This window comes from Nevskia sp. (assembly GCF_021732705.1).
In the GTDB taxonomy this organism is placed as follows: domain Bacteria; phylum Pseudomonadota; class Gammaproteobacteria; order Nevskiales; family Nevskiaceae; genus Nevskia.
The window spans coordinates 444374-464847 of record NZ_JAKFUM010000003.1 but is presented as its reverse complement, the minus strand read 5'-3'; the positions used below and the strand labels follow the sequence as shown (position 1 = coordinate 464847).

General features: G+C 69.1%; 17 protein-coding genes. 10 read left to right on the top strand and 7 right to left on the bottom strand.

Going from position 1 to position 20474, the window contains the following annotated elements:
- Window positions 1-91 precede the first annotated feature (91 nt).
- On the top strand, window positions 92-2455 hold the full coding sequence (locus tag QZ951_RS04425; protein ID WP_292998955.1) for a PAS domain-containing hybrid sensor histidine kinase/response regulator: 2364 nt from the start codon (window positions 92-94) through the stop codon (window positions 2453-2455).
- A gap of 114 nt (window positions 2456-2569) precedes the next feature.
- On the opposite strand, the gene QZ951_RS04420 is transcribed toward QZ951_RS04425, so the two are convergent.
- On the bottom strand, window positions 2570-3325 hold the full coding sequence (locus tag QZ951_RS04420) for a glucose 1-dehydrogenase (RefSeq protein WP_292998953.1): 756 nt from the start codon (window positions 3323-3325) through the stop codon (window positions 2570-2572).
- 25 nt (window positions 3326-3350) lie between these two features.
- Window positions 3351-3917, bottom strand: a complete 567-nt coding sequence (locus tag QZ951_RS04415; RefSeq protein ID WP_292998951.1) for a carboxymuconolactone decarboxylase family protein — start codon at window positions 3915-3917, stop codon at window positions 3351-3353.
- A 140-nt stretch (window positions 3918-4057) separates the two neighbouring features.
- Here QZ951_RS04415 and QZ951_RS04410 point away from each other — a divergent pair, with 140 nt between their 5' ends.
- The 4 genes from QZ951_RS04410 (at window position 4058) to QZ951_RS04395 (ending at window position 9739) form a co-directional block, all read left to right on the top strand.
- On the top strand, window positions 4058-4957 hold the full coding sequence (locus QZ951_RS04410; protein WP_292998949.1) for a LysR family transcriptional regulator: 900 nt from the start codon (window positions 4058-4060) through the stop codon (window positions 4955-4957).
- Between the two features lie 221 nt (window positions 4958-5178).
- Complete coding sequence (locus tag QZ951_RS04405) at window positions 5179-6033, top strand: Hpt domain-containing protein (protein ID WP_292998947.1); 855 nt, start codon at window positions 5179-5181, stop codon at window positions 6031-6033.
- Window positions 6030-9080 carry a CHASE domain-containing protein gene (locus QZ951_RS04400; protein WP_292998945.1) on the top strand — a complete coding sequence of 1017 codons (3051 nt, stop codon included), beginning with the start codon at window positions 6030-6032 and terminating at the stop codon, window positions 9078-9080. The genes QZ951_RS04405 and QZ951_RS04400 overlap by 4 nt, the downstream gene beginning before the upstream one ends.
- On the top strand, window positions 9077-9739 hold the full coding sequence (locus QZ951_RS04395) for a response regulator transcription factor (RefSeq protein ID WP_292998943.1): 663 nt from the start codon (window positions 9077-9079) through the stop codon (window positions 9737-9739). The genes QZ951_RS04400 and QZ951_RS04395 overlap by 4 nt, the downstream gene beginning before the upstream one ends.
- Before the next feature lie 312 nt (window positions 9740-10051).
- Here the strand turns inward: QZ951_RS04395 and QZ951_RS04390 are convergent, their stop codons facing one another.
- Window positions 10052-10753 carry a hypothetical protein gene (locus QZ951_RS04390; protein WP_292998941.1) on the bottom strand — a complete coding sequence of 234 codons (702 nt, stop codon included), beginning with the start codon at window positions 10751-10753 and terminating at the stop codon, window positions 10052-10054.
- Between the two features lie 124 nt (window positions 10754-10877).
- Between QZ951_RS04390 and QZ951_RS04385 the strand changes: the two genes are divergently transcribed.
- Both QZ951_RS04385 and QZ951_RS04380 read left to right on the top strand, forming a co-directional pair.
- Window positions 10878-11504: a fumarylacetoacetate hydrolase family protein gene (locus QZ951_RS04385; RefSeq protein WP_292998939.1), complete on the top strand. Its 627-nt coding sequence runs from the start codon at window positions 10878-10880 to the stop codon at window positions 11502-11504.
- Window positions 11501-12346 carry a ferritin-like domain-containing protein gene (locus QZ951_RS04380; RefSeq protein WP_292998937.1) on the top strand — a complete coding sequence of 282 codons (846 nt, stop codon included), beginning with the start codon at window positions 11501-11503 and terminating at the stop codon, window positions 12344-12346. The genes QZ951_RS04385 and QZ951_RS04380 overlap by 4 nt, the downstream gene beginning before the upstream one ends.
- 53 nt (window positions 12347-12399) lie before the next feature.
- Here the strand turns inward: QZ951_RS04380 and gpmA are convergent, their stop codons facing one another.
- The 3 genes from gpmA to QZ951_RS04365 are packed head-to-tail and all read right to left on the bottom strand — an operon-like array spanning window position 12400 to window position 14668.
- Complete coding sequence (gene gpmA / locus QZ951_RS04375) at window positions 12400-13149, bottom strand: 2,3-diphosphoglycerate-dependent phosphoglycerate mutase (RefSeq protein WP_292998935.1); 750 nt, start codon at window positions 13147-13149, stop codon at window positions 12400-12402.
- A 48-nt stretch (window positions 13150-13197) separates the two neighbouring features.
- Entirely contained in the window at window positions 13198-13725 is a 528-nt protein-coding gene (locus tag QZ951_RS04370) for a gamma carbonic anhydrase family protein (RefSeq protein ID WP_292998933.1), read from the bottom strand.
- Between the two features lie 31 nt (window positions 13726-13756).
- Window positions 13757-14668: an alpha/beta hydrolase gene (locus QZ951_RS04365; RefSeq protein WP_292998931.1), complete on the bottom strand. Its 912-nt coding sequence runs from the start codon at window positions 14666-14668 to the stop codon at window positions 13757-13759.
- Window positions 14669-15011: 343 nt separating this feature from the next.
- Between QZ951_RS04365 and QZ951_RS04360 the strand changes: the two genes are divergently transcribed.
- Entirely contained in the window at window positions 15012-17075 is a 2064-nt protein-coding gene (locus QZ951_RS04360; RefSeq protein WP_292998929.1) for a M3 family metallopeptidase, read from the top strand.
- 68 nt (window positions 17076-17143) lie between these two features.
- Here QZ951_RS04360 and QZ951_RS04355 read toward each other — a convergent pair whose 3' ends face one another.
- Window positions 17144-18913 carry a bifunctional metallophosphatase/5'-nucleotidase gene (locus QZ951_RS04355; RefSeq protein ID WP_292998927.1) on the bottom strand — a complete coding sequence of 590 codons (1770 nt, stop codon included), beginning with the start codon at window positions 18911-18913 and terminating at the stop codon, window positions 17144-17146.
- Window positions 18914-19316: 403 nt separating this feature from the next.
- On the opposite strand from QZ951_RS04355, the gene QZ951_RS20370 reads away from it, so the two are divergent.
- Window positions 19317-19724: a biopolymer transporter ExbD gene (locus QZ951_RS20370; RefSeq protein WP_366943798.1), complete on the top strand. Its 408-nt coding sequence runs from the start codon at window positions 19317-19319 to the stop codon at window positions 19722-19724.
- 15 nt (window positions 19725-19739) lie between these two features.
- Window positions 19740-20432 (top strand): TonB family protein, encoded by a 693-nt coding sequence (locus QZ951_RS04345; protein ID WP_292998923.1) that lies wholly within the window; start codon window positions 19740-19742, stop codon window positions 20430-20432.
- The last annotated feature ends 42 nt before the right edge of the window (window positions 20433-20474 follow it).

The window sequence follows — 20474 nt, the reverse complement described above, 5'->3', positions numbered from 1 at the left end:
CTGCACGAAGAACCCGGCCTCGCGCCGGGTTTTTTGTGGCCGGTGGCGGTGGATAATCGGCCATGACAGGGACGCCACGAGGACACGGGCCGTGACGCAGGATCGGAGGGATGCCGCTGCCGCGAACGCGGGCGAGTCGCTGACGCGGCTGGCGAGCGCGTTGCTCGACATGCCGCACGTGCGCCTGCTGCCGGACGCCGGACCATCGCAGCCGATTCTGGGCATCGATGTCGACCCGCTGATGACCGCCGCGAAAGCGATGCCGGACGGCCTGCTCGAAGTTCAGGATCCGCGGCAGGACGAGCGCGGCGCGCAGCCTTCGCGCCCGATTCGCTACTGCGCCATCGCGCCGCTGAACGACCGCGGCGGGCGAACGCTCGGCGCACTGTGCCTGTTCGACGAAAGGCCTCGCGTGCTGACATCGGCGCAGCGCGATCAACTGCTGGCCCTGATCGGCGTCGCCGCGGACCTGCTCGAAGCGCGCGCCGCCGCCGCCGAAGCGGCGGCTGCCGGCCGTGATGCCGAAGCCCGCTACCGCGCGCTGGCCGCCGCGGTGCCGATCCAGATCTGGAGTTCGGGGGCCGACGGCCTGCTCGATTTCGTCAACGACGTCTGCGTCGACTACTTCGGCCGCACGGCCGAGCAACTGATGGCCAACGGCTGGGAGGACAGCGTCCATCACGGCGACCTCGCCCGCGTGCAGGCCGAGTGGCAGCACTGCCTGAATACCGGCGAATCCCAGCCGATGCTCGTGCGCATGCGCCGACACGACGGCGAGTACCGCTGGCATCAGACCGATCGCCGCCCGCAGCTCGACGATCACGGTCGGCCGATCCGCTGGTTCGGCACGCTGGTCGATGTCGAGGAACTGAAGCGCAGCCAGCAAGCCGCCGAGGCGGCGGCAGCCGCCAAGAGCCAGTTCCTCGCCAACATGAGTCACGAGATCCGCACGCCGATGAATGGCGTGATCGGTATGACCTCGCTGCTGCTCGATACGGTGCTGAACGCGCAGCAGCGCGATTACGTGACCATCATCCGCAGCAGCGGCACCCATTTGCTGACCGTCATCAACGAGATTCTCGATTTCTCGAAGGCCGAGGCCGGCCGGCTGGAACTGGAGCGCTACCGCTTCGTGCTGCGCAGCTGCCTGCACGAAGCGCTGCAGCTGGTTGCGGCCAGTGCGCTCGACAAGCAGTTGCCGGTGACGCTCGACCTTGCAGCCGACCTGCCGCAGGCCGTGTTCGGCGATGCCGCGCGCCTGCGCCAGATCGTGGTCAATCTGCTGTCGAACGCCGTGAAGTTCACCGAGCACGGATCGGTGGTACTGAAGGTGGCATCGGCCCCGCCCGCCGAAAACCTCGGTGACGCCGGCAGGCGCCTGCGCTTCTCGGTGACCGATCCCGGCATCGGCATCGCCGCCGAGCACATGCATCGCCTGTTCGGCGTGTTCAGCCAGCTGGATCCGTCGCACACGCGGAACTACGGCGGCTCCGGCCTCGGGCTGGCCATCGCCAAGCGGCTGGTCGAGCGCATGAACGGCCGCATCTGGGCCACGAGCCAGCCGGGGCAGGGGTCGACCTTCAGCTTCGAGATCGACCTCCCGGCCGCGCCCGACGTGCTCGACGACGGGCCGGAGTCGGCGGGAGCCGAGGCGCTGGCCGAGCAAGATCGCAGCGCATGGGCGAGCCAGCATCCGCTGCGCATCCTCGTGGCCGAGGACAATCGCGTGAACCAGCAGGTGCTGCTGCACTGGCTCGAACGCTTCGGCTATCACGGTGCGCGGGCCGCCGATCTGGCCCGTGATGGCCGCGAAGCGCTGCGGATGGCGACGGCATGCGCCTACGACCTGATCCTGCTCGATCTGCAGATGCCGGAGATCGATGGCTTCGCCGTGGCGCGCGCCCTGCGACAGCCGGGGGCAGCGCGCGATGCTCGGCCTCGCCCGTGGATCGTTGCCGTGACCGCCAGCGCGCTGGTTGCGGACGAGCAGCGCTGCCGCGAAGCCGGCATGGATGACTACCTGCGCAAGCCGATCGACGTGCACGAACTCGCCGCCGTGCTGCGACGAACGCCGGACCGTCCGGTGGCTGGCCCGGGCCTGGTGCCGGATGCCGCCGGAAGTCACGTCGCAGGCATCGGCGAGCGCCTGAAATCAGCGTACGGCGCCAGCGATCATCAACAACTGATGCAGGCCCTGCTCGACGAGTTTCCGGGCCAGCAGCAGCGCTTCAAGGCTGCGCTGCGCACCCGCGACGTCGCCGCGCTTGGCCGCGTCGCGCACGATTTCCAGTCTGCCGCGTGGCTGCTGGGCGCCGATGCGCTGGCGCAGGCCTGCGCCGCGCTGGAACAGGCGGCACGCAGCGGCGATGCCGCGCTTGCGCTGCACGCCGCGCCATCGGTGCTGGCGGACTACCAGCGGCTGGTGTCGATGGTGCGCGACAAGCGCGGCCGTTGAGCCCGGCTCGGGAGCACCGCGCGCAACCGGCGCAGCGCCGCCACCGGCCACGGTGCCTTGCCGCTGCGGCAGGGCACCGTGGCCGGCGCGGCGCTCAGTCCGCGAGGTCCGGCATCACCGCGCCGACAGGCCGCCATCCATGCTGACGATCTGGCCGGTGATGAACGCGGCACCGGCGCTGGCCAGATAGACGATGGTCGACGCGACTTCCTCGACCGTGCCGGCGCGCTTCGCCGGCACCATGCCGAGGAAGCCGGCCTTCATCTCGGCGCTGCGGCCGGTGAAGCGATCGAGCATGTCGGTCTGGATCGGTCCCGGCGCCACGGCATTGACCCGGACGCCGAAGCCGGCGACTTCGAGCGCGGCGCTGCGCGTCAGGCCTTCGACCGCGTGCTTGCTGGCGACATAGATCGACGCACCGGCGAAGCCGACATGCCCGGCCAGCGACGACAGGTTGATGATGCTGCCGCTGCCCTGCGCGGCCATCGGCGGCAGTTCGTGCTTCATCGACAGCAGCACGCCCTTGACGTTGGTCTCGAACACGCTGTGGTAGACCGCCTCGTCGACGGCGGTGATCGGCCCGCCCTGCCCCTCGGTACCGGCATTGTTGACGGCGACATCGAGGCGGCCAAAGGCATCGAGCGTCTTCGCGACGAGCGCGGCGATGTCGGCTTCGTGGCGGACATCGGCCGGGACGAAGATCGCCTCGGCGCCGAGGCCGTTCAGTTCGGCGATCAGCGCGGCCCCTTCGGCCTCGCGGCGGCCGGACACGACAAGCCGGGCACCGCTGCGGGCGAACGCGAAGGCCGTGGCGCGACCGATGCCGGTCAGGGCACCGGTGATGAGGACGACGGGTGTGGTGGTGGTCATGGTCAGGCGCTCCAATGCGGCCGGCTCAGGCGGCCTGCCGCGGCGCGGGCGTCCACGCGGCGGACTGGAAGGCATCGTCCAGCGCGACGCGGGCAATGTGGTCGGTGTAGTTGGTCAGCGTCTTGGCCGCGACCCCGAGCAGCACTTCCAGCACCTGCGCCTGGCTGTAGCCCTGCGCGAGGAAGCGCTGCAGTTCCAGATCGTCGACGAAGCCGCGCTTCGCCACCACCGCCACCGTGAACACGCGCAGCGCTTCGAGCCGGGCATTCTCGAGCGGCTGGCCGGCACGCAGCGCGGCGATCTGGACATCGCTCAGGCCGGCTCCCTTGCCCATCAGGCTGTGGCCGGCGGTGCAGTAGCCGCAGGCGTTCTCGACGCTCGCGGCGATCAGCACCAGCTCGCGCTCGGCCGGCGTGAACGATGACTGCTGGAACGCGCCCAGCAGACCCCAGACGCCCTGCAGCGTAGCCGGGCTGTTGGCAAACGTGCGGATCAGGTTCGGGGTGAAGCCCCAGGCCTTCTCGACCGCGACCAGCGTCGCGCGGCTGGCTTCGGGAGCGGTTTCAGCGGTGGGCAGCGGGAAATGGAGCATGGCGGTTCTCGTTCGGTACCGAATCGTTTCGGCGTGGACCGCACTATCGACTCATGCGCTTTTGGCGATAAGCTAACCAAAACACATATGGCTCATGCGCGTGGCGCATGAATCCGGATGAATGATCGGAGCCCCATCGCATGGACCGCCTGCTGTGGATGCATTGCTTCGCGCGCGCCGTGGAGACGGGCAGCCTGTCCGCCGTCGCTCGCGAGCTGGGCATCGGCCAGCCGAATGTCAGCCGCCATCTGGCGTCGCTCGAAGCGCAGGTCGGCGCCCGGCTGATGCACCGCTCGACCCGCAGGCTGACCCTGACCTCGGAGGGCGAGCGTTATTACGCCGAGCTGCGACCGGCGCTCGATGCGCTGCGCGAAGCCGAATCCAACGCCCGCGGCGAGGATCACCCGGCCGGCCTGCTGCGCGCGACTGCCCCGACCGCGCTGGCGCGCTACAAGATCCTGCCGCTGGTCAAGCCGTTCCTCGCGCGATATCCGGAGATCGATCTCGATCTGCAGATTGGCGACCGGATGATCGATCTGGTCGAGGAAGGCGTCGATGTCGCGATCCGCGTTGGCGATCTGCGCGATTCGGCTTTGCGCGCGCGGCGCATCGGCACGGCGCGGCGCGTCTGTGTTGCCAGCAGCGACTACCTCGCGGCCCACGGCACGCCGCAGACGCCGCTCGACCTGCCCCGGCATCAGTGCGTGCTGTTTTCGCTGCTGGCCACCGGCGCGGTCTGGCCGTTCGAGCGGGCACCGATCACCGTTGGCGGACGCTTCCGCGTCAACAGTCCGGAAGGCGTGCGGGCCGCCGTGCTCGACGGTCTGGGCATCGCGCTGATGCCGCGCTGGCTGTTCGCCGACGAGATCGCATCCGGCCGGGTTCAGGTGCTGATGCCTGACTGGGGCATTCCGTCGCTGCCGATTCATGCGATCTACGCCGAAAAGCGCCTGCTGCCGCGCCGGGCCCGCGTGTTCATCGATTATCTCGATGCCGAGTTTTCCGCCGACCCGCTGCTGCGCACGCTGCCAGCGCCGTGAAACAGAGCGATTGTTGACAAAAATCACCTCGTCGTCATGGTCGTCACGGCCAGCATGATCGGCGCATCGATCGCCACAAAGCAGCAGAATTTCCGGCGATTCGGAGCATTCTGACGACCAGAATTCATTATTTCCGGGCCTTTTTTCGCCACCGCCATTGATCGCCGCCGCGCGCCCCCGTAAGGTCAGCGCTGGACTCTTCGCCCACAGGGACAGGCGCGATGCCGAATGCCGACTCTGCTTCAGGCCCGGACGCCACCGCGCTGCGCGTCGGCCTGCTGATGTCCGATGCCGTGACCCGGCAACTGCTCGGCCTGCTGCTGCAGCGCCTGGAAGCCGCGCCGCCGGTCATCGTCGAGGACCTCGACGCCGCCGGCCGGTTCATCGCCGAGGCCACGCCCGCGCTGCTGATCGTCGGCATCGACCCACCAGGCCATCCTGACGTCGACGCCGACGCCGATGTCGCGCGCCTCGCGCCGCTGGCGACGCTTGCCGCCGTCGGCCGCGCGCAGGCCCCCGGCGCCATCCGCCTCGTCGCGCTGATCCGCGATCCGGCCGATGACGAGCGCTGCCGTGCCGCGGGCGCCGACGCAACGCTTCCGCACCCACCGCGGCTGGCCACGCTGCGTGCAGTGATGGCCGCGTCACCGACCGTCGAACCGCCCACGGATTTCGATCCGGGGGCGCTGCACGACCTGCAGCGGCTGTACGGCGACGCCGGACTGGCCGAAGTGGTCGGCGCGCTGATCGCCGATCTGCCCGTGCAGCAGGCGCGGGCAGACGCCGCCATTGCTGCCGGCAATCTCGCGGCGCTCGGCCGGATCGCCCATGCGCTCCGCGGCACCAGCCTGCAGCTCGGGGCCGACGCGCTGGCCGCACGGTGCGCGGAGGTGGAAGCGCAGGCGAGTGCCGGCGATCGCACGCGCACCAGCGCCGACGTGCGCGGCCTGCTGGCCCGGCACGCGCGGCTGGTCGCCGCCGTGTGGCGGCACGGCGCGATCCTGGCCGCGGCCCCGACGACGGCAGCCGCGTCGGCGGCAGCCGCGTCGGCGGCAGCGGGCGATATCGGCCGATGAGCGAAGCGCCGACCGACGGGCCACTGCTGTCGCGATCCGCCCTGGCGCTGATCGCGGTGATGCTGGCCGCCGGCCTGCTCGGCGGCTGGCAGACGCAGAAGCTGGTGCAGGAACATCAGCGCGCCCGGTTCGACTACGAACTGCAGCGCATCGTCGCCGCCGTCGAACAGCGGATGGCGGCGTACGGTCAGGTGCTGCGCGGCGGCCTCGGCCTGTTCATCGCGTCCGACGAGGTCAGCCGTGCGGACTGGCTGCGCTACGTCGAGACGCTGCGGCTGGACCAGCACTACCCCGGCTTCAAGTCGCTGAGCTTCGCCGTGGCCGTGCCGGCGGCCGAGCTGTCGGCCTTCGTCGCATCGGTGCGCCGCGCGCCGCTGCCGGAAGGGCTGGCGGACCCGGCGCTGCTGCGGGAATTCACGCCGCGGCCGCCGGTCGAGCCGGGCCGGCCGGCGGCGGTCGAACCGCCGGCGATCCATTCGCCGATTCTCTACGTCGCGCCGTTCACGGCCGAAAACCAGCGCGTGCTCGGCGTCGACATGATGCAGGAGCCGACTCGTCGCGCCGTGATGGAAGCGGCGGTCGCCAGCGGCGAAGTCACGATCAGCCCGCGCCTGCGGCTGGCCGCCTCGAACGGCGCGCAGGCCGGCTTCATCGCCTATCTCGCGATCCAGCGCGAGGGCCGCCTGCTCGGCTGGCTCACGGCGGCATTCCGCGCCGACGATTTCATGCTCGGCCTGCTCGGCGACAGCCCGAGCCCGATCGCGTTCGAGGTGTTCGACGGCCCGGCCACCGCCGGCGCCGCCCGGCTCTACTCGACCGCCGGCCGCGACGCTGCCGGCAGCCCCCAGCCGCTGGCCGGCGCCGACGATCCCGGCGTCGGCACCGGGCTCGACGGCACCGTCGGCATCGCGATGCCGGGGCGGGCCTGGACGCTGCGCGCCCATGCGCTGCCCGGCTTCGTCACCGTGGCCGATCGGCTGGCGCCGTGGCTGGTGGCGCTTGGCGGCGCGCTGTCGGCACTGCTGCTGGCCGTCGTTGCCCGCGGCGGCGCCCGCTGGCGGCGGCAGGCGGTGGCGCTGCAGCAGGCGCGGTCGGCGGTCGAGGCGGCCAACCGGGCCAAGAGCGAGTTCCTGGCGAACATGAGCCACGAGATCCGCACGCCACTGAACGCCATCCTCGGCACCGCCGAGCTGATGGCCGATGCGCCGCTCGATGCCGACCAGCGCGCCAGCCTCGACACGATTCGCCACAGCGGCGACCACCTGCTGCACGTGATCAACGACATCCTCGATTTCTCGAAGGTCGAGGCCGGGCAGATCGAGCTCGACGAGCAGGTGTTCGACCTGCCGCACACGGTCGACGAAGCGCTGGAGCAGGCCGCCGTCGCCGCCGCCGCGAAAGGCCTCGAACTCGCCTGCGAGATCGACGACGGCGTGCCGGTGATGATCCGCGCCGACCGTGGCCGCCTGCGGCAGGTGCTGGTCAACTACTTGTCGAACGCCGTGAAGTTCACCGAGCGCGGCTCGGTGCTGGTCTCGATCCGGGCCGAGGCGCTCGATGCGCAGCGGCTGCGCCTGCATGTGGCCGTGCGCGACACCGGCATCGGCATCGCGCCGGAACGGCTCGATCGCCTGTTCCGCAGCTTCAGCCAGGTCGATGCCTCGACCACGCGCCGCTACGGCGGTACCGGGCTGGGGCTCGCGATCTGCCAGCGGCTCGCCCAGCGCATGGGCGGCGATGTCGCGGTCGACAGCCGGCCCGGCGAAGGCTCGACGTTCTCGTTCCACGTCGCCGTCCAGCATGATCCGGCGTGGCCACCGCCACCGCAGCCGGACGCCTCGGCGCTGGCCGGCAAGCGCCTGCTGGTGGTCGACGATCACCCGGTCAATCGCCGCATCGTGCTGGCCGCCGCGCGCGACTGGCAGATGACGGCCGTTGGCTGCGCCAGCGCTGCCGACGCGCTGAGTCGGCTGACGGCGGGCGAACGCTACGACCTGGCCGTGCTCGACTACCTGATGCCGGAGATGGACGGGCTGGCGCTGGCGGCGGCGATCCGCGCCCGTGCCGATGGCGCCAACCTGCCGCTGCTGCTGCTCAGCAGCCTGCGACTGCCGCAGGCGACGCCGCTGGTCGACCGCGTGCGCCTGAAGCCGCTGCGCCGCGCGGCACTGCTGCAAGTGTTCACCGAACTGCTGGCCGCGCCGGCCGCCGCCAGCACATCGACGCCCCCTGCGCCGCCCGGGACACGGCCATCGGCCCTGCGCGTGCTGCTGGTCGAGGACAACCCGGTCAATCAGAAGGTCGGGCTGCGCATGCTGCAGTCGCTGGGCGTGGCGGCCGATCTCGCCGAAGACGGGCTGCGCGCGGTCGAGATGGCCGCGGCCGGCGACTACGACCTGCTGCTGATGGATGTGCAGATGCCGGGGCTCGACGGTCTGGAGGCCACGCGCCGGATCCGGGCGCTGCCGCTGCCGCGTCAGCCGCGCATCTTCGCGATGACCGCCAGCGTGCTCGACGACGAGCGTCAGGCCTGCATCGCCGCCGGCATGGATCGGCACCTCGGCAAGCCGATCCGCCGCGCCGAGCTCGATGCCGCGCTTCGCGAAGTGATGCCGGCGGCTGGCCGTTCGCCGGTGCAGCGCGCCGATGCACGACCCGAACCCGCGGCGCCCGCGCATCCGGCCGACCTGCCGGATGCCGCCGTGCTCGACCAGTGGCGGGACGATCTCGGTCCCGACGGCCTGCAGGCCATGCTCGACGGCCTGCGCGGCCAGTCCGAGCCGACCATCGCGGCGCTGCTCGCGGCCCGGCAGTCGGGTGACGACGTCGCCTTCCGGCAGGCTTCCGCGACCCTGCAGGGCCACTGCGACTGGCTCGGTGCGCAGGCGCTGTCGCGGTGCCACGCGACCCTGACACCCGCTGCCGATGACGCGGAGATTGCCGCCGCCGTGGCCCGTCACCGGCAGTTGATCGCGGCACTCGATCCCGCATCCCCCCGATCCGACTCGTCAACCCTTTCCCGCACCGACCGCTCCCTCCGGCCATGACCGACCGTACTTCCGCTGCGCCCATCGTGCTGATCGCCGACGACCATCCGCTGTTCCGGGTTGCGCTGCGTCTGGCGGTGAAGGCCGTGGCCCCCGATGCCACGATCGTCGAGACCGATTCGTTCGAATCGCTGACCACCGCCGCCGCCGCGACGCCGCCAGCCGACCTCGTGCTGCTCGATCTGCTGATGCCCGGCGCCGAAGGCCTGTCATCGCTGCAATACCTCAGCAGCCAGCATCCGGCGCTGCGGGTGGCGGTGGTGTCGTCGCTGTCGGAACAGGTCTGGGTGCGGCTGGCGCAGACGCTGGGTGCGGTTGCGTTCATCCACAAGTCGATCGGCCCGGACGAGATGCAGACGATCATCCGGCGCCTGCTCGATGGCGAGAGCTCGTGGGTCATGCCGGCGGCGATGGACGACCGCGCCAAGCCGCGCGATGCCGCCGAGGTCCGGCTGGGGCGGCTGTCGCCGCAGGAGCTCCGGATCATGCTGCACCTGCGCGATGGCCGGCTGAACAAGCAGATCGCCAGCGATCTCGGCATCAGCGAATCGACGGTCAAGACCCACATCAGCACGCTGCTGCGCAAGCTCGATCTGCAGACGCGCACGCAGGCGGCGGTGCTGGCGCAACGGCTGATGGCGAATCCCGAGCGCGGCTGAGCCGCGTTTGGGTCAGCCGATCGGCACGAACGGGACTAGTCCTTTCGTACCAAGCCGATCAGCCGATTGAGGCACATTCACGTGGCATCAACAATCCCGGGGCTGTTCCGGCCTCGTGTGCCGGTGTCGGGTCCGCGGCGCAGCCGCGCATCGGGGATCGGTCGCGAAGTCGGAGGTACCCTGAGCTTGCGGCCACCGAAGTACCGGGGTGGTGGCCGCTTTTTTTTCGTGCGGCGACGGCTTGCGCAGCGTCGTCCACAAAAAAGCCGCCGGATTTCGCCGACGGCTTCCGATGACACGCGCGATACGGACTCAGCGCGAGACCGGCACCACGCGTACGTCTTCGTCACCGGCGCGCACGCCGCTGCCCTCGCCGCCGCCGAAGATCGCGCCGAACGAGTAGCGCAGGCCGATGGTGACGACACTGCCGCGATAGCGGAACGCGGCGTCGACCGGCGCGCCGCCGACGTCATAAGTGAACACCGGACGATCGAAGGTGCCGGTGAAGCGATAGTCGACGCCGACCTGCAGGTTGCGCGTGGCCGCAAAGCCCAGACCGGTGCCAGCGCTGTAGACCGCCTTGTTCGCGGTATCGCCGCCGGCCTCGTCGAGGTAGGCACGCAGGTTGGCGTAGCCGCCACCACCGCCGACGTAGAAGTAATAGCCCTTGTTCGAGAAGTTGTAGTACAGGCTGGCAACGCCGGACGCGGTGCGGACATTGCCGCCGCCGCCATCGAAGCGGTTGCGCCGGTAGGTCACTTCCAGTTCCGGGCGCAGACCGTTGGCGAAGGTGTAGCCGGTAACGATGCCGCCGATCGGGCCGTCACTGAATTCGAGCGTGCCGGTCGTCGCCACGCCGCCGCTGCTGACGGTCGCCGCCGTGTCGTTCAGCAGTCCGACGCCGCCAACGAGGCCGATGTAGGCGCCTTGCTGGTCGGCACCGACTGCACCGGATGCGAACAGGCTGCCGGCCGCTGCCATCACCACACCGAGCTGCCACTTGCGATGCTTCATGCTGACCTTCTCCGTTGGATCGAATGGTGGGCCGCCACATCCCTGCGGCAGCACGCTTAAAGTATCGCCGACACCGCCGCGTTCGCAAAAGCGCAGGCCCCCTCCCTCTTCCGTCAGGCACTCGATGAAGGTCAACCGCATTTTCTGCATCGGCAAGAACTACGCCGACCACGTCGCCGAACTGGCGCACCTCGGCCACAAGCCGGATGGCGAGTGCGTGGTGTTCATGAAGCCGGCCTCGGCGGTGGTGCCGCTCGGCGACGTGATCGACCTGCCGAAGGGCCACGGCGGCGTTCACCACGAAGCGGAACTGGTGGTGATGCTGACCGGCGGCGGCCGCGACATCGCGCTCGAAGACGCGCTGGACTCGGTCGCCGGCGTCACCCTCGGCCTCGACCTGACCCTGCGCGACCTGCAGACCGAACTCAAGAACAAGGGCAAGCCCTGGGAGATCTCGAAGTCGTTCGATGGCTCCGCCCCGCTCGGCGATTTCAAGCCGTTCCTCGAACAGGACCTGCAGGCGCTGGAGTTCACGCTGCACGTCAACGGCGAACTGCGCCAGCACGGCCTGACCCGCGAGATGCTGTATCCGGTGGCGCAGCAGATCCGCATCCTGAGCCAGTTCTGGAGCCTGGAACCGGGTGACGTGATCTACACCGGCACGCCGAAAGGGGTGGCCGAACTCAAGCCCGGCGATCACTGCCTGCTCGCCAGCCCGAGCCTTGGCCGTTTCGAGTGGACCTGCGCGTGAGCGATGGCTTTGCCGCCGTGCTGGCGGCGCTGGTCGCGGTCGATCCGGGCGAAAAATGCCGGCTCGCGGCCGCCATCGATCCGGCAGCCGATTTTTCGCACGCCGATGCGCCAGCCGCGGATGCCCGCATCCCCGGCCGGCCGGCCCGACCCGAGCTGATCCATCCGCGCGATGTGCCGACGCGCGGCCTCGGCACCGTGGCGGGCCGCGCCGCGCTGATCCATGCCGTGGCCCACATCGAGTTCAACGCGATCAATCTGGCGCTGGACGCAGCCTGGCGCTTTCGCGGCCTGCCGGCCGACTACTACCGCGACTGGATTTCGGTGGCGCAGGACGAAGCCCGCCATTTCGCGATGCTGCGCGCGCGGCTGAAGGAGCTGGGCTTCGACTACGGCGACCTGCCGGCGCACAACGGCCTGTGGGAAGCGGCCGAAAAGACCGCGCACGCGCTGCTCGATCGCATGTGCTGCGTGCCGCGCGTGCTCGAGGCGCGCGGCCTCGACGTGACGCCGGGCATCATCCGGCGGCTGACCGAGATCGGCGACCGCGACACGGTCGCGATCCTCGACGTGATCCTGGCCGAGGAAGTCGGCCACGTCGCGATCGGCACGCGCTGGTACCGCTGGGCCTGCACGCGCGAAGGCGTCGATCCGATCGCGACTTCGCAGCGCCTGCTGGCCGAGCAGGGCATGAGCATCCGGCCGCCGATCAACGACGCGGCGCGGCGCGAAGCCGGGTTCAGCGACGAGGAACTGCGGCTGATCCAGCACGCGCTCGATCAACGTCCCGAGCGCGCCCCGAAACCGCAGCCGCGGCGCGCGGCGACGGCGCGGCCGGCTTGATCAAGCCGACGGCGGCCACGCCGCCGTCGGCATGTCATGCGCTCTGCCGGGACTTACTTCGCCTTCGCCTGATTGGCGACCGCTTCCGCCGCCCGCTTCGCCGCTTCCGGATCGCCGAGGTAGCGGTGGCTGACCACCTTCAACTGGTCATCCAGTTCGAACAGCAGCGGGATGCCGGTCGGGATGTTGATCTCGAGGATCTCGGCTTCGCCGATGCCGGTCAGGTACTTGTACAGCGCGCGCAGACTGTTGCCGTGAGCGGCCACGAGCACGGTCTGGCCGGCCTTGAGCTGAGGGGCGATGGCGTCATGCCAGTACGGCAGCACGCGGTCGAGCGTCGTCGCCAGCGATTCCGTGCCCGGCAGGGCGGCGGCGTCGAGCTTGGCGTAGCGCACGTCGTTGGCCGGGTGACCCGGGTCGTCGAGCGTCATCGCCGGCGGCGGGATGTCGTAGCTGCGGCGCCAGATCTTGACCTGCGCCTCGCCGTGCTTGGCCGTGGTCTCGGCCTTGTCCAGACCCTGCAGCGCGCCGTAGTGGCGCTCGTTCAGGCGCCAGGTCTTGGTCACCGGAATCCACTGCTGGTCCATCGCGTCGAGCGCGGCATTCAGCGTGCGGATCGCGCGCTTCAGCACCGAGGTGTGGGCGCTATCGAAGGTCAGGCCTTCGGCCCGCATCAGTTCGCCACCGGCCTTGGCTTCGGCGCGGCCCTGCTCGGTCAGGTCGACATCGACCCAGCCGGTGAAGCGGTTTTCGAGGTTCCACTGGCTCTGGCCGTGGCGCAACAGCACGAGTTTACGGGTCATGTCCTGACGGGGCTCTTCGGTGACGGATTGCGAAATGACGGGGCCGGATCAGCCCTGCCGGTAAAAATTCTTGACCCGGACGTAATGCTCGGCCGAGTAGCGCAGGTTTGCGATTTCCTGCTCGCTGAGCCGGCGGGCCGCCACGGCCGGGCTGCCGCGATACAGCCAGCCGGATTCCAGGCGCTTGCCCGGCCCCACCAGCGAACCGGCGGCCAGCAGCACGTCATCCTCGATCACGGCGCGGTCCAGCACTTTCGCGCCCATGCCGATCAGGCAGCGGTTGCCGACGGTGCAGCCGTGCAGGATTGCCTGATGGCCGATGGTGACATCGTCGCCGATGATCAGACCCATGCCGCCCGGCAGCAGCGGGCCATCGTGGGTGACGTGCAGCACGGCGCCGTCCTGCACGTTGGTGCGCTGGCCGATGCGGATGAAGTTGACGTCGCCGCGAACCACGGCCATCGGCCAGACCGAGACGTCGTCGCCGAGCACGCAGTCGCCGATGACGCAGGCCTGCTCGTCGATGTAGACGGCCTCGCCAAGCGTCGGCGACCGGCCGCGATAGCTGCGGATCACGGCGTGCGCGCGCCGGAATGGCGAGCCGGCATCAAGGCTGCGGAACGATCGTCTGCAGCCCGCCCGGCGCCTGCTGCTGGACCTGACCGGTCGCCGGGCCGCTGGTCACGCGCTTGACGAACTCGTTGACGTACAGCATCACGTCGGCCTGTGGCTGCAGGCGCGTGGACAGGGTCTCGACGATCTTGTTCTGGCTCATTTCCGGATAGAACACGGTCTCGACCGGACCATTGGCGCTCTTCAGCCGCGCGGCCAGGCTTTCGGAATTGCGGATCGGCACGAACTTGTCGTCGCGGCCGTGCATCAGCAGCATCGGCGGGTTCTTGCCATCCGGGTATAGCACCGGCTGCGTCTGGTCGTAGTTTTCCGGCGGCCCGAACAGGTCGCGCAGGTCCGGATCGGTGATCGGCAGGAAATCGTACGGACCGGCCAGGCCGATCATGCCGCGGATGTACGCGCGATCACCGCCGGCCTGCTTCAGGTAGTCCGGATTCAGGGTCAGCATTGCTGCGTTGTAGGCGCCGGCCGAGTGGCCGAGCACGACGATCTTGGCCGGGTCACCGCCGTACTGCGCCCCATTGTCGTGCGCCCAGCGCACGGCCTTCGCGGAATCGATCAGGAAGCCCGGGAAGCGAACCTTCGGATACAGCCGGTAGTTCGGCAGCACCGCGACGAAACCCTTCGCCGCCAGCGCCTGGCCGACGAACTTGTAGTCAGCCTTGTCGCCTTCCGACCAGCGGCCGCCGTAGAAGAACACCACGACCGGCGCATTGCGGACGCCGGCCGGGCTGTAGACATCGAGCTGCAGGCCGGTCGCGTTGTCGAACACGATGTTCGACGCGAGGTTGTAGCCGTCATCGCTGGTCAGCGTGTTCAGCACTTTCTGACGGGTACAGGCCGACAGCAACAGCAGGGCAGCGAGAACAACGACGATCTTGCGCACGGGTGGGAGGTCTCTCGATCGAAAAGGGCAGCGGGCGGCGTAGCCCGGCGATTCGGGTTGCAGGACGGCTGTCATGATAACGCGCAGGCCCGTCATTCCATGCGACAAGCCCGCCGGATCACCCACAGACGGACAGTGCCGGGCCGCGCGCCGCGGACATCCGGCGGCGGCGATCTATCGACACGGTCGGAACAATTGATTGTTCGCCGAAAAAGCCGGCGTGCGACGATGCGGTCCGCTGGGCACGCCGCCGACTTGATTCCGGCCCCGTCGCCAGCATTGATGATCGACCGGCGTGCTGCCGCCGACCGCCTGCCCCACCCGACTTCCGACGCGCCCTGCCATGACCAATCCGCTGCTCGCACCGACTGACCACACCTGGGCCCCGAACACGCTGCCGGCGTTCGACGCGATCCTGCCGGAGCACGCCGAACCGGCGATCGACGCCGTCCTCGCCGGCAATCGCGAAGCGCTGGACGCGCTGCTGGCGTCCGGCAAGGCCACGCGCTGGGAAAGCCTGATCGAGCCGCTGGAAGACCTGAGTGATCGCCTCGGCCGCGCCTGGGGACCGGTGCAGCACTTGTTCGGCGTGACTTCGACCGGCGACTGGCGCAAGGCCTTCAATGCGGTGCAGCCGAAGATCACCGAATACGGGCTGGAGCTGTCGCAGAACGAGGCGCTGTATCAGGCCTACGAACAGCTGGCCTCGAGCCCGGCCGCGGCCGGCTTCTCGCCGGCCCGCCGGAAGCTGCTGACCGACGCCATCCGCGACTTCAAGCTGTCCGGCATCGCGCTGCCGCCGGAACAGAAGGAACGCTTCAAGGTCATCGCGCTGCGTCTGTCGGAACTGCAGACGAAGTTCGAGGAAAACCTGATGGACGCCGTGCAGGCGTGGTCGAAGCACGTCACCGACGAATCGCTGCTGGTCGGCATGACCGTCGAAGGCAAGGCGCAGGCCGCCGAGAAGGCCAAGGCCAAGTCGCTCGACGGCTGGCTGCTGACGCTCGACTTCCCGAGCTACGACGCCGTGATCTCGTATGCCGATCGCCGCGAGCTGCGTTTCGAACTGTACGAGGCCTATGCCACGCGCGCCTCCGAACTCGGCCCGCAGGGCGGACAGTTCGACAACACGCCGCTGATGAACGAGATCCTCGCGCTGCGCCACGAAGAGGCGCGGCTGCTCGGCTTCGGCAACTTCGCCGAACTGTCGCTGGCGACCAAGATGGCGGAATCGCCGGACGCGGTCGAAGCCTTCCTGCTCGATCTGTCGGCCAAGGCGCGGCCGTTCGCGCTGGCCGAACTCGACGAACTGCGCGCGTTCGCCAAGGCCCGCGACGGCCTGACCGATCTGCAGCCGTGGGATGTCGCCTACTACTCGGAAAAGCTCAAGGAACAAAAGCTCGGCTATTCCGAGGAAGAGCTGCGGCCGTACTTCCCGGCGCCGCAGGTGATCCAGGGCATGTTCGATGTCGTCGAGCGCATGTACGGCGTGACCATCGAGGCTGCGTCCGGGATCAAGACCTGGCATCCGGACGTCACGACCTATCGCCTGAAGGAAGCCGATGGCGCGGAGATCGGCCTGTTCTACCTCGATCCGTTCGCACGTACCGACAAGCGCGGCGGCGCGTGGATGGACGAATGCCTCGTGCGCCGACGCACCGCCAGCGGCCTGCAGCGACCGGTGGCCTACCTGACCTGCAACTTCACGCCGCCGCTCGGCGATCAGCCGGCACTGCTGACGCACGATGAAGTGCTGACCCTGTTCCACGAGTTCGGCCACGGCCTGCACCACCTGCTGACCCGGGTCGACGAGGCCTCGGTGTCCGGCATCCGCGGTGTCGCCTGGGATGCGGTGGAACTGCCGAGCCAGTTCATGGAGAACTGGTGCTACGACCGCGCGACGCTGAACGGCTTCGCGCGCCACCACCAGACCGGCGCTGCGATTCCGGATGCCCTGCTGGCCAAGCTGCAGGCCGGCCGCGGCTATCAGGCCGGCCTGCAGACCCTGCGTCAGGTCGAGTTCGCGCTGTTCGACCTGCGACTGCATCGCGATACCGAGGCGGCACGGGCGGCCGGACAGTCGATCCTCGACACGCTGACCGCGGCCCGCGCCGAGGTCAGCGTGTTCCCGCCGCCGGCCTGGAACCGCATGCCGAACTCGTTCGGCCACATCTTCGCCGGCGGCTACGCGGCCGGCTACTACAGCTACAAGTGGGCGGAAGTGCTGTCGGCCGACGCCTTTGCCGCGTTCGAGGAAACCGGTTTCGCGCCGGAGACCGGCCGCCGCTTCCGCGACACGGTGCTGGCCAACGGCGGCTCCGCCGATGCCATGGACCTGTTCGTCGCGTTCCGCGGCCGCAAGCCGGAAGTCGACGCGCTGCTGCGGCATTCGGGCCTGGTGGCCTGAGCCGATCGCCGTCGCGCCGACGGACCGCAGTCGGAACGCCGCGCCGTGCGGTGTTCCGCGCGCCGTCGTCAGTCGACGCGGGTGACGCGGCCGGTTTTCGGCACGTCGACCGGCTCGCTCGCCTTCAGATAGGCGATCAGTGCGTCGCGATCGAGCACGCCGGTCACGCGATCGGTGCCCGCCAGGAACTGCGTGAAGCCATCACCGCCGTCGGCGAGGTAGCGGTTGACGTTGACCCGGTAGATCCGCTCGGGCTGCACCGGCTGGCCTTCCAGTTCGACCGATCCCGGCACGATCCGGGCACCGACCGGCGCACTGGCTGACCAGCGATAGCGGAAACCGGCCGATGGATGCAGGAAGGTCTCGATCAGTCGCCCGTCCTTCATGCGCCATTGCTGTTCGAGCACGGCGATGAGCTGGGCGCCGCTCAGCGTCATCGTCACCAGGTCGCTGCCGAACGGCTGGGCGGTGTAGATCTGCCCGAAGTTCACCTGACCATCGGACGGACGCCGCAGCAGATCGGCGCGCACGCCATCGCGGTTCATCAGCGCCAGCTGCGCGCCGCCCTGCGCCGGATCACGCGCCGACGCGAGCTGGGCATCGGCGATCACGTAGCCGAGCGCCGTCTCGCCGGCGGCATCGACCTTGCGCAGCAGATCGGCCTTGAGCCGCGCCACCGGCGTGTCGCCGACCGGCGCCGCCTTCGCCGCGTAGAACGCCGCCTTCGCCGCGATCGCGGCATCCGGCACCAAGGTCGGGTAGCGGTCCGGCGCCGGGTTCGGCGCGCGGTCGTTGACGATCGGGATGTTGCGCGCGCGGCTGTCGAGCACCTCATCGCTCGCCGGGTCGATCGTCAGATCGATGTCGGTGACGAAGCGCCCGCCGTGACCGGCGCTGGTGACCAGAATCCGGTGCGCCGGGTCGCGGCTCGGCAGGCGGCAGCGATAGGTGCGATGCGTGTGCGCGCTGATCACGGCGTCGACCGCCGGATCGAGACGCTTGACCACGTCGACGATGTCGCCGGTGAAGGTCGAGCATTCCTCGTCGTTGTAACCGGCCTGCGTGTAGCCGCCCTGATGGATCAGCACGACGATGCTGCGCACGCCCTGCGCCGTGATCTGCGGCACCAGCGCGTTGACGGTGTCGGCTTCGTCGGTGAAGCGCAGGCCGCGAATGCCGGCCGGTGCCACCAGCGTCGGTGCGTCTTTCAGCACCAGTCCGATGAACGCAATCCGCACCGGACCGCTGGCGGTGGGCAGGGTCTTGATGTCATAGGCCGGCAGCAGCGTCCGGCCGCTCGCGTCGTCGATCACGTTGGCGGCCAGCCACTGGAACTTCGCGCCCGGATAGCGGCCGTCGAGACAGGTGGTCGCCGAGGCGGCGGGCCCGGCGACCTGTCCCGGCGCGCAGCCACCGCGCTGCATCCGCAGCAGGGCGTCGCGACCCTTGTCGAACTCATGGTTGCCGACCGACGACAGGTCGAGCCCGAGCGCGTTCAGCACGTCGACCGCCGGCTCGTCGTTGAACAGCGCGCTCTGCAACTGGCTGGCGCTGATCAGATCGCCCGCGCCGACGACCACGTTCAGCGGATTCGCCGCCTTCAGCGCGCGGATCTCGCTGGCCAGGTAGGCAACGCCGCCGAGCGACAGCTTGACTGGCGGCGAACCATCGGCCTCGACCACTTCGGTCAATCCGTCCGGTGGCAGCAGATGACCATGAAAATCGTTGATCCCGATCAGCTTCACCGTCACCGCCGAAGGGCGCGAACTGACGGCGGCGGCAGGTGAATCCGGCACCGTCGTCGCGGTCGGCGCACAGGCCGCCAGCCACGCAGACATCGCTGCGGCAAGGGCTGCAGCGGCTCCGACGCGTTTCCGTTGCGGATTGCGGATCGCGCAAGGCGCGCCGCCATGAGCCGAAATCCACACCGCCGGTCGCACCCTCCTGCTGACTTTCAACTTTTAATCTCGTTTATCATGACGATGCCTGAGCATAAAGCGACCGCAAGCACGGCGCATGCGGGCTGCGGATGATGGTCCCGCTTCGGGAATCCGGCAGACCCAGGCAGACAACGGCAGGTTTTTTGCTGTTGGATTCAATCCGGGATATCGACTCGTCCAGACGAGCCGTCGCGACAAGCATGGCAGGGCGTCGTCGGCCGATCAGGTCGACAATTTCAAGAAAATTCATCGATTCGTCATCGGGGGCGTGGATCATCCACGCCTTTGTCAGGGGCCGTTCATGCGTCATTGGGACCAAGCGAAGAAACCGCGCGCGCGCATCGAGATCATCCCGATGATCGACGTGATGATGTTCCTGCTCGTGTTTTTCGTGCTGATCAGCATCAACGTGATTCCGGCGCTCGGGGTGAAGACCTCGTTGCCGACGTCGTCCGAGACTCAGGATCTGAAGACCGTCATCAATGCCATCGTCACGATGGGCAAGGACGGCGAGCTGCAACTCAACGGCAAGCCGACGACGCTGGAAGGGCTGACGCCGGGCATACGCGCGATGGAGCGACCGGACGCCAAGGTCACGATCATCATCAACGGGGACAAGACCGTCGAGATGCAGCGCCTGCTCGACGTCATGGACGCCCTCAAGGGTGGCGGCTTCGAGTCGATGTCGATTGCGGCCAAGAAGAAGTAACGGCGCTCTGCGTGCATGAATTCCATCTACCGCCATCGCAACTGGATCGCGTTCGTTGCGGCGATCGTGCAGCTGTCGTTCGCGTGGCTGATCGCCTCGCGGCCGCTGATCGAGCCGAAGAAGCCGGTCGTGCGCGACGAGATCGTCGTGGTGCTCGCCGAGCCGCCGCCGGAAGCGCCGCCACCGCCGCCGGAACCGCCGCCGCCGGAACCGCCGCCACCAACGCCGCCGCCGCCGACACCGACCCCGCAGCGCCCGAACCCGCCACCGTCGCCGGTGCCGAGTCCGCAGCCGGTGTCCGAACCGACGCCGCCGCAGCCGGCACCGGTGCCGCCATCGCCGGCGCCGCCGCCGGATGCGCCGCCGCCGCCGCCGGCTCCGCCGCCTGCCCCGCCGGTGAACGTGAATCTGGAAAGCCAGTACGTCGGCCAGGTGCGCAGCTATCTGAATTCGACCAAGCGTTATCCGACCGGACGTGAGGCCAGCCTGCAGCGTCCGCAGGGCACGACGCGGGTCTGGTTCGTCCTGAAGCGCAGCGGTGAGCTGGTCGAAGCCGACATTCAGGAGTCATCGAACTCGATTCTGCTCGACAAGCAGGCGCTGGTGACGGTTCGCCGGGCCAGCTACCCGCCATTTCCGTCCGACGCCTGGCCGGGCGAGCTGACGCATCGCTTCACCGTCGACCTCGATTTCAAGCCGGCCAACTGAAGTTTTCGCCTTTCTAACGAGCAGTTGCTGCACCTTGCTGTC

What these genes read in the sequence shown, in the direction of transcription:
- QZ951_RS04420 (WP_292998953.1), bottom strand. Translation starts at nt 3,325, where the DNA reads ATGACCACCACCACACCCGTCGTCCTCATCACCGGTGCCCTGACCGGC.
- QZ951_RS04415 (WP_292998951.1), bottom strand. Translation starts at nt 3,917, where the DNA reads ATGCTCCATTTCCCGCTGCCCACCGCTGAAACCGCTCCCGAAGCCAGC.
- QZ951_RS04410 (WP_292998949.1), top strand. Translation starts at nt 4,058, where the DNA reads ATGGACCGCCTGCTGTGGATGCATTGCTTCGCGCGCGCCGTGGAGACG.
- QZ951_RS04405 (WP_292998947.1), top strand. Translation starts at nt 5,179, where the DNA reads ATGCCGAATGCCGACTCTGCTTCAGGCCCGGACGCCACCGCGCTGCGC.
- QZ951_RS04400 (WP_292998945.1), top strand. Translation starts at nt 6,030, where the DNA reads ATGAGCGAAGCGCCGACCGACGGGCCACTGCTGTCGCGATCCGCCCTG.
- QZ951_RS04395 (WP_292998943.1), top strand. Translation starts at nt 9,077, where the DNA reads ATGACCGACCGTACTTCCGCTGCGCCCATCGTGCTGATCGCCGACGAC.
- QZ951_RS04390 (WP_292998941.1), bottom strand. Translation starts at nt 10,753, where the DNA reads ATGAAGCATCGCAAGTGGCAGCTCGGTGTGGTGATGGCAGCGGCCGGC.
- QZ951_RS04385 (WP_292998939.1), top strand. Translation starts at nt 10,878, where the DNA reads ATGAAGGTCAACCGCATTTTCTGCATCGGCAAGAACTACGCCGACCAC.
- gpmA (WP_292998935.1), bottom strand. Translation starts at nt 13,149, where the DNA reads ATGACCCGTAAACTCGTGCTGTTGCGCCACGGCCAGAGCCAGTGGAAC.
- QZ951_RS04360 (WP_292998929.1), top strand. Translation starts at nt 15,012, where the DNA reads ATGACCAATCCGCTGCTCGCACCGACTGACCACACCTGGGCCCCGAAC.
- QZ951_RS04355 (WP_292998927.1), bottom strand. Translation starts at nt 18,913, where the DNA reads ATGTCTGCGTGGCTGGCGGCCTGTGCGCCGACCGCGACGACGGTGCCG.
- QZ951_RS20370 (WP_366943798.1), top strand. Translation starts at nt 19,317, where the DNA reads ATGCGTCATTGGGACCAAGCGAAGAAACCGCGCGCGCGCATCGAGATC.
- QZ951_RS04345 (WP_292998923.1), top strand. Translation starts at nt 19,740, where the DNA reads ATGAATTCCATCTACCGCCATCGCAACTGGATCGCGTTCGTTGCGGCG.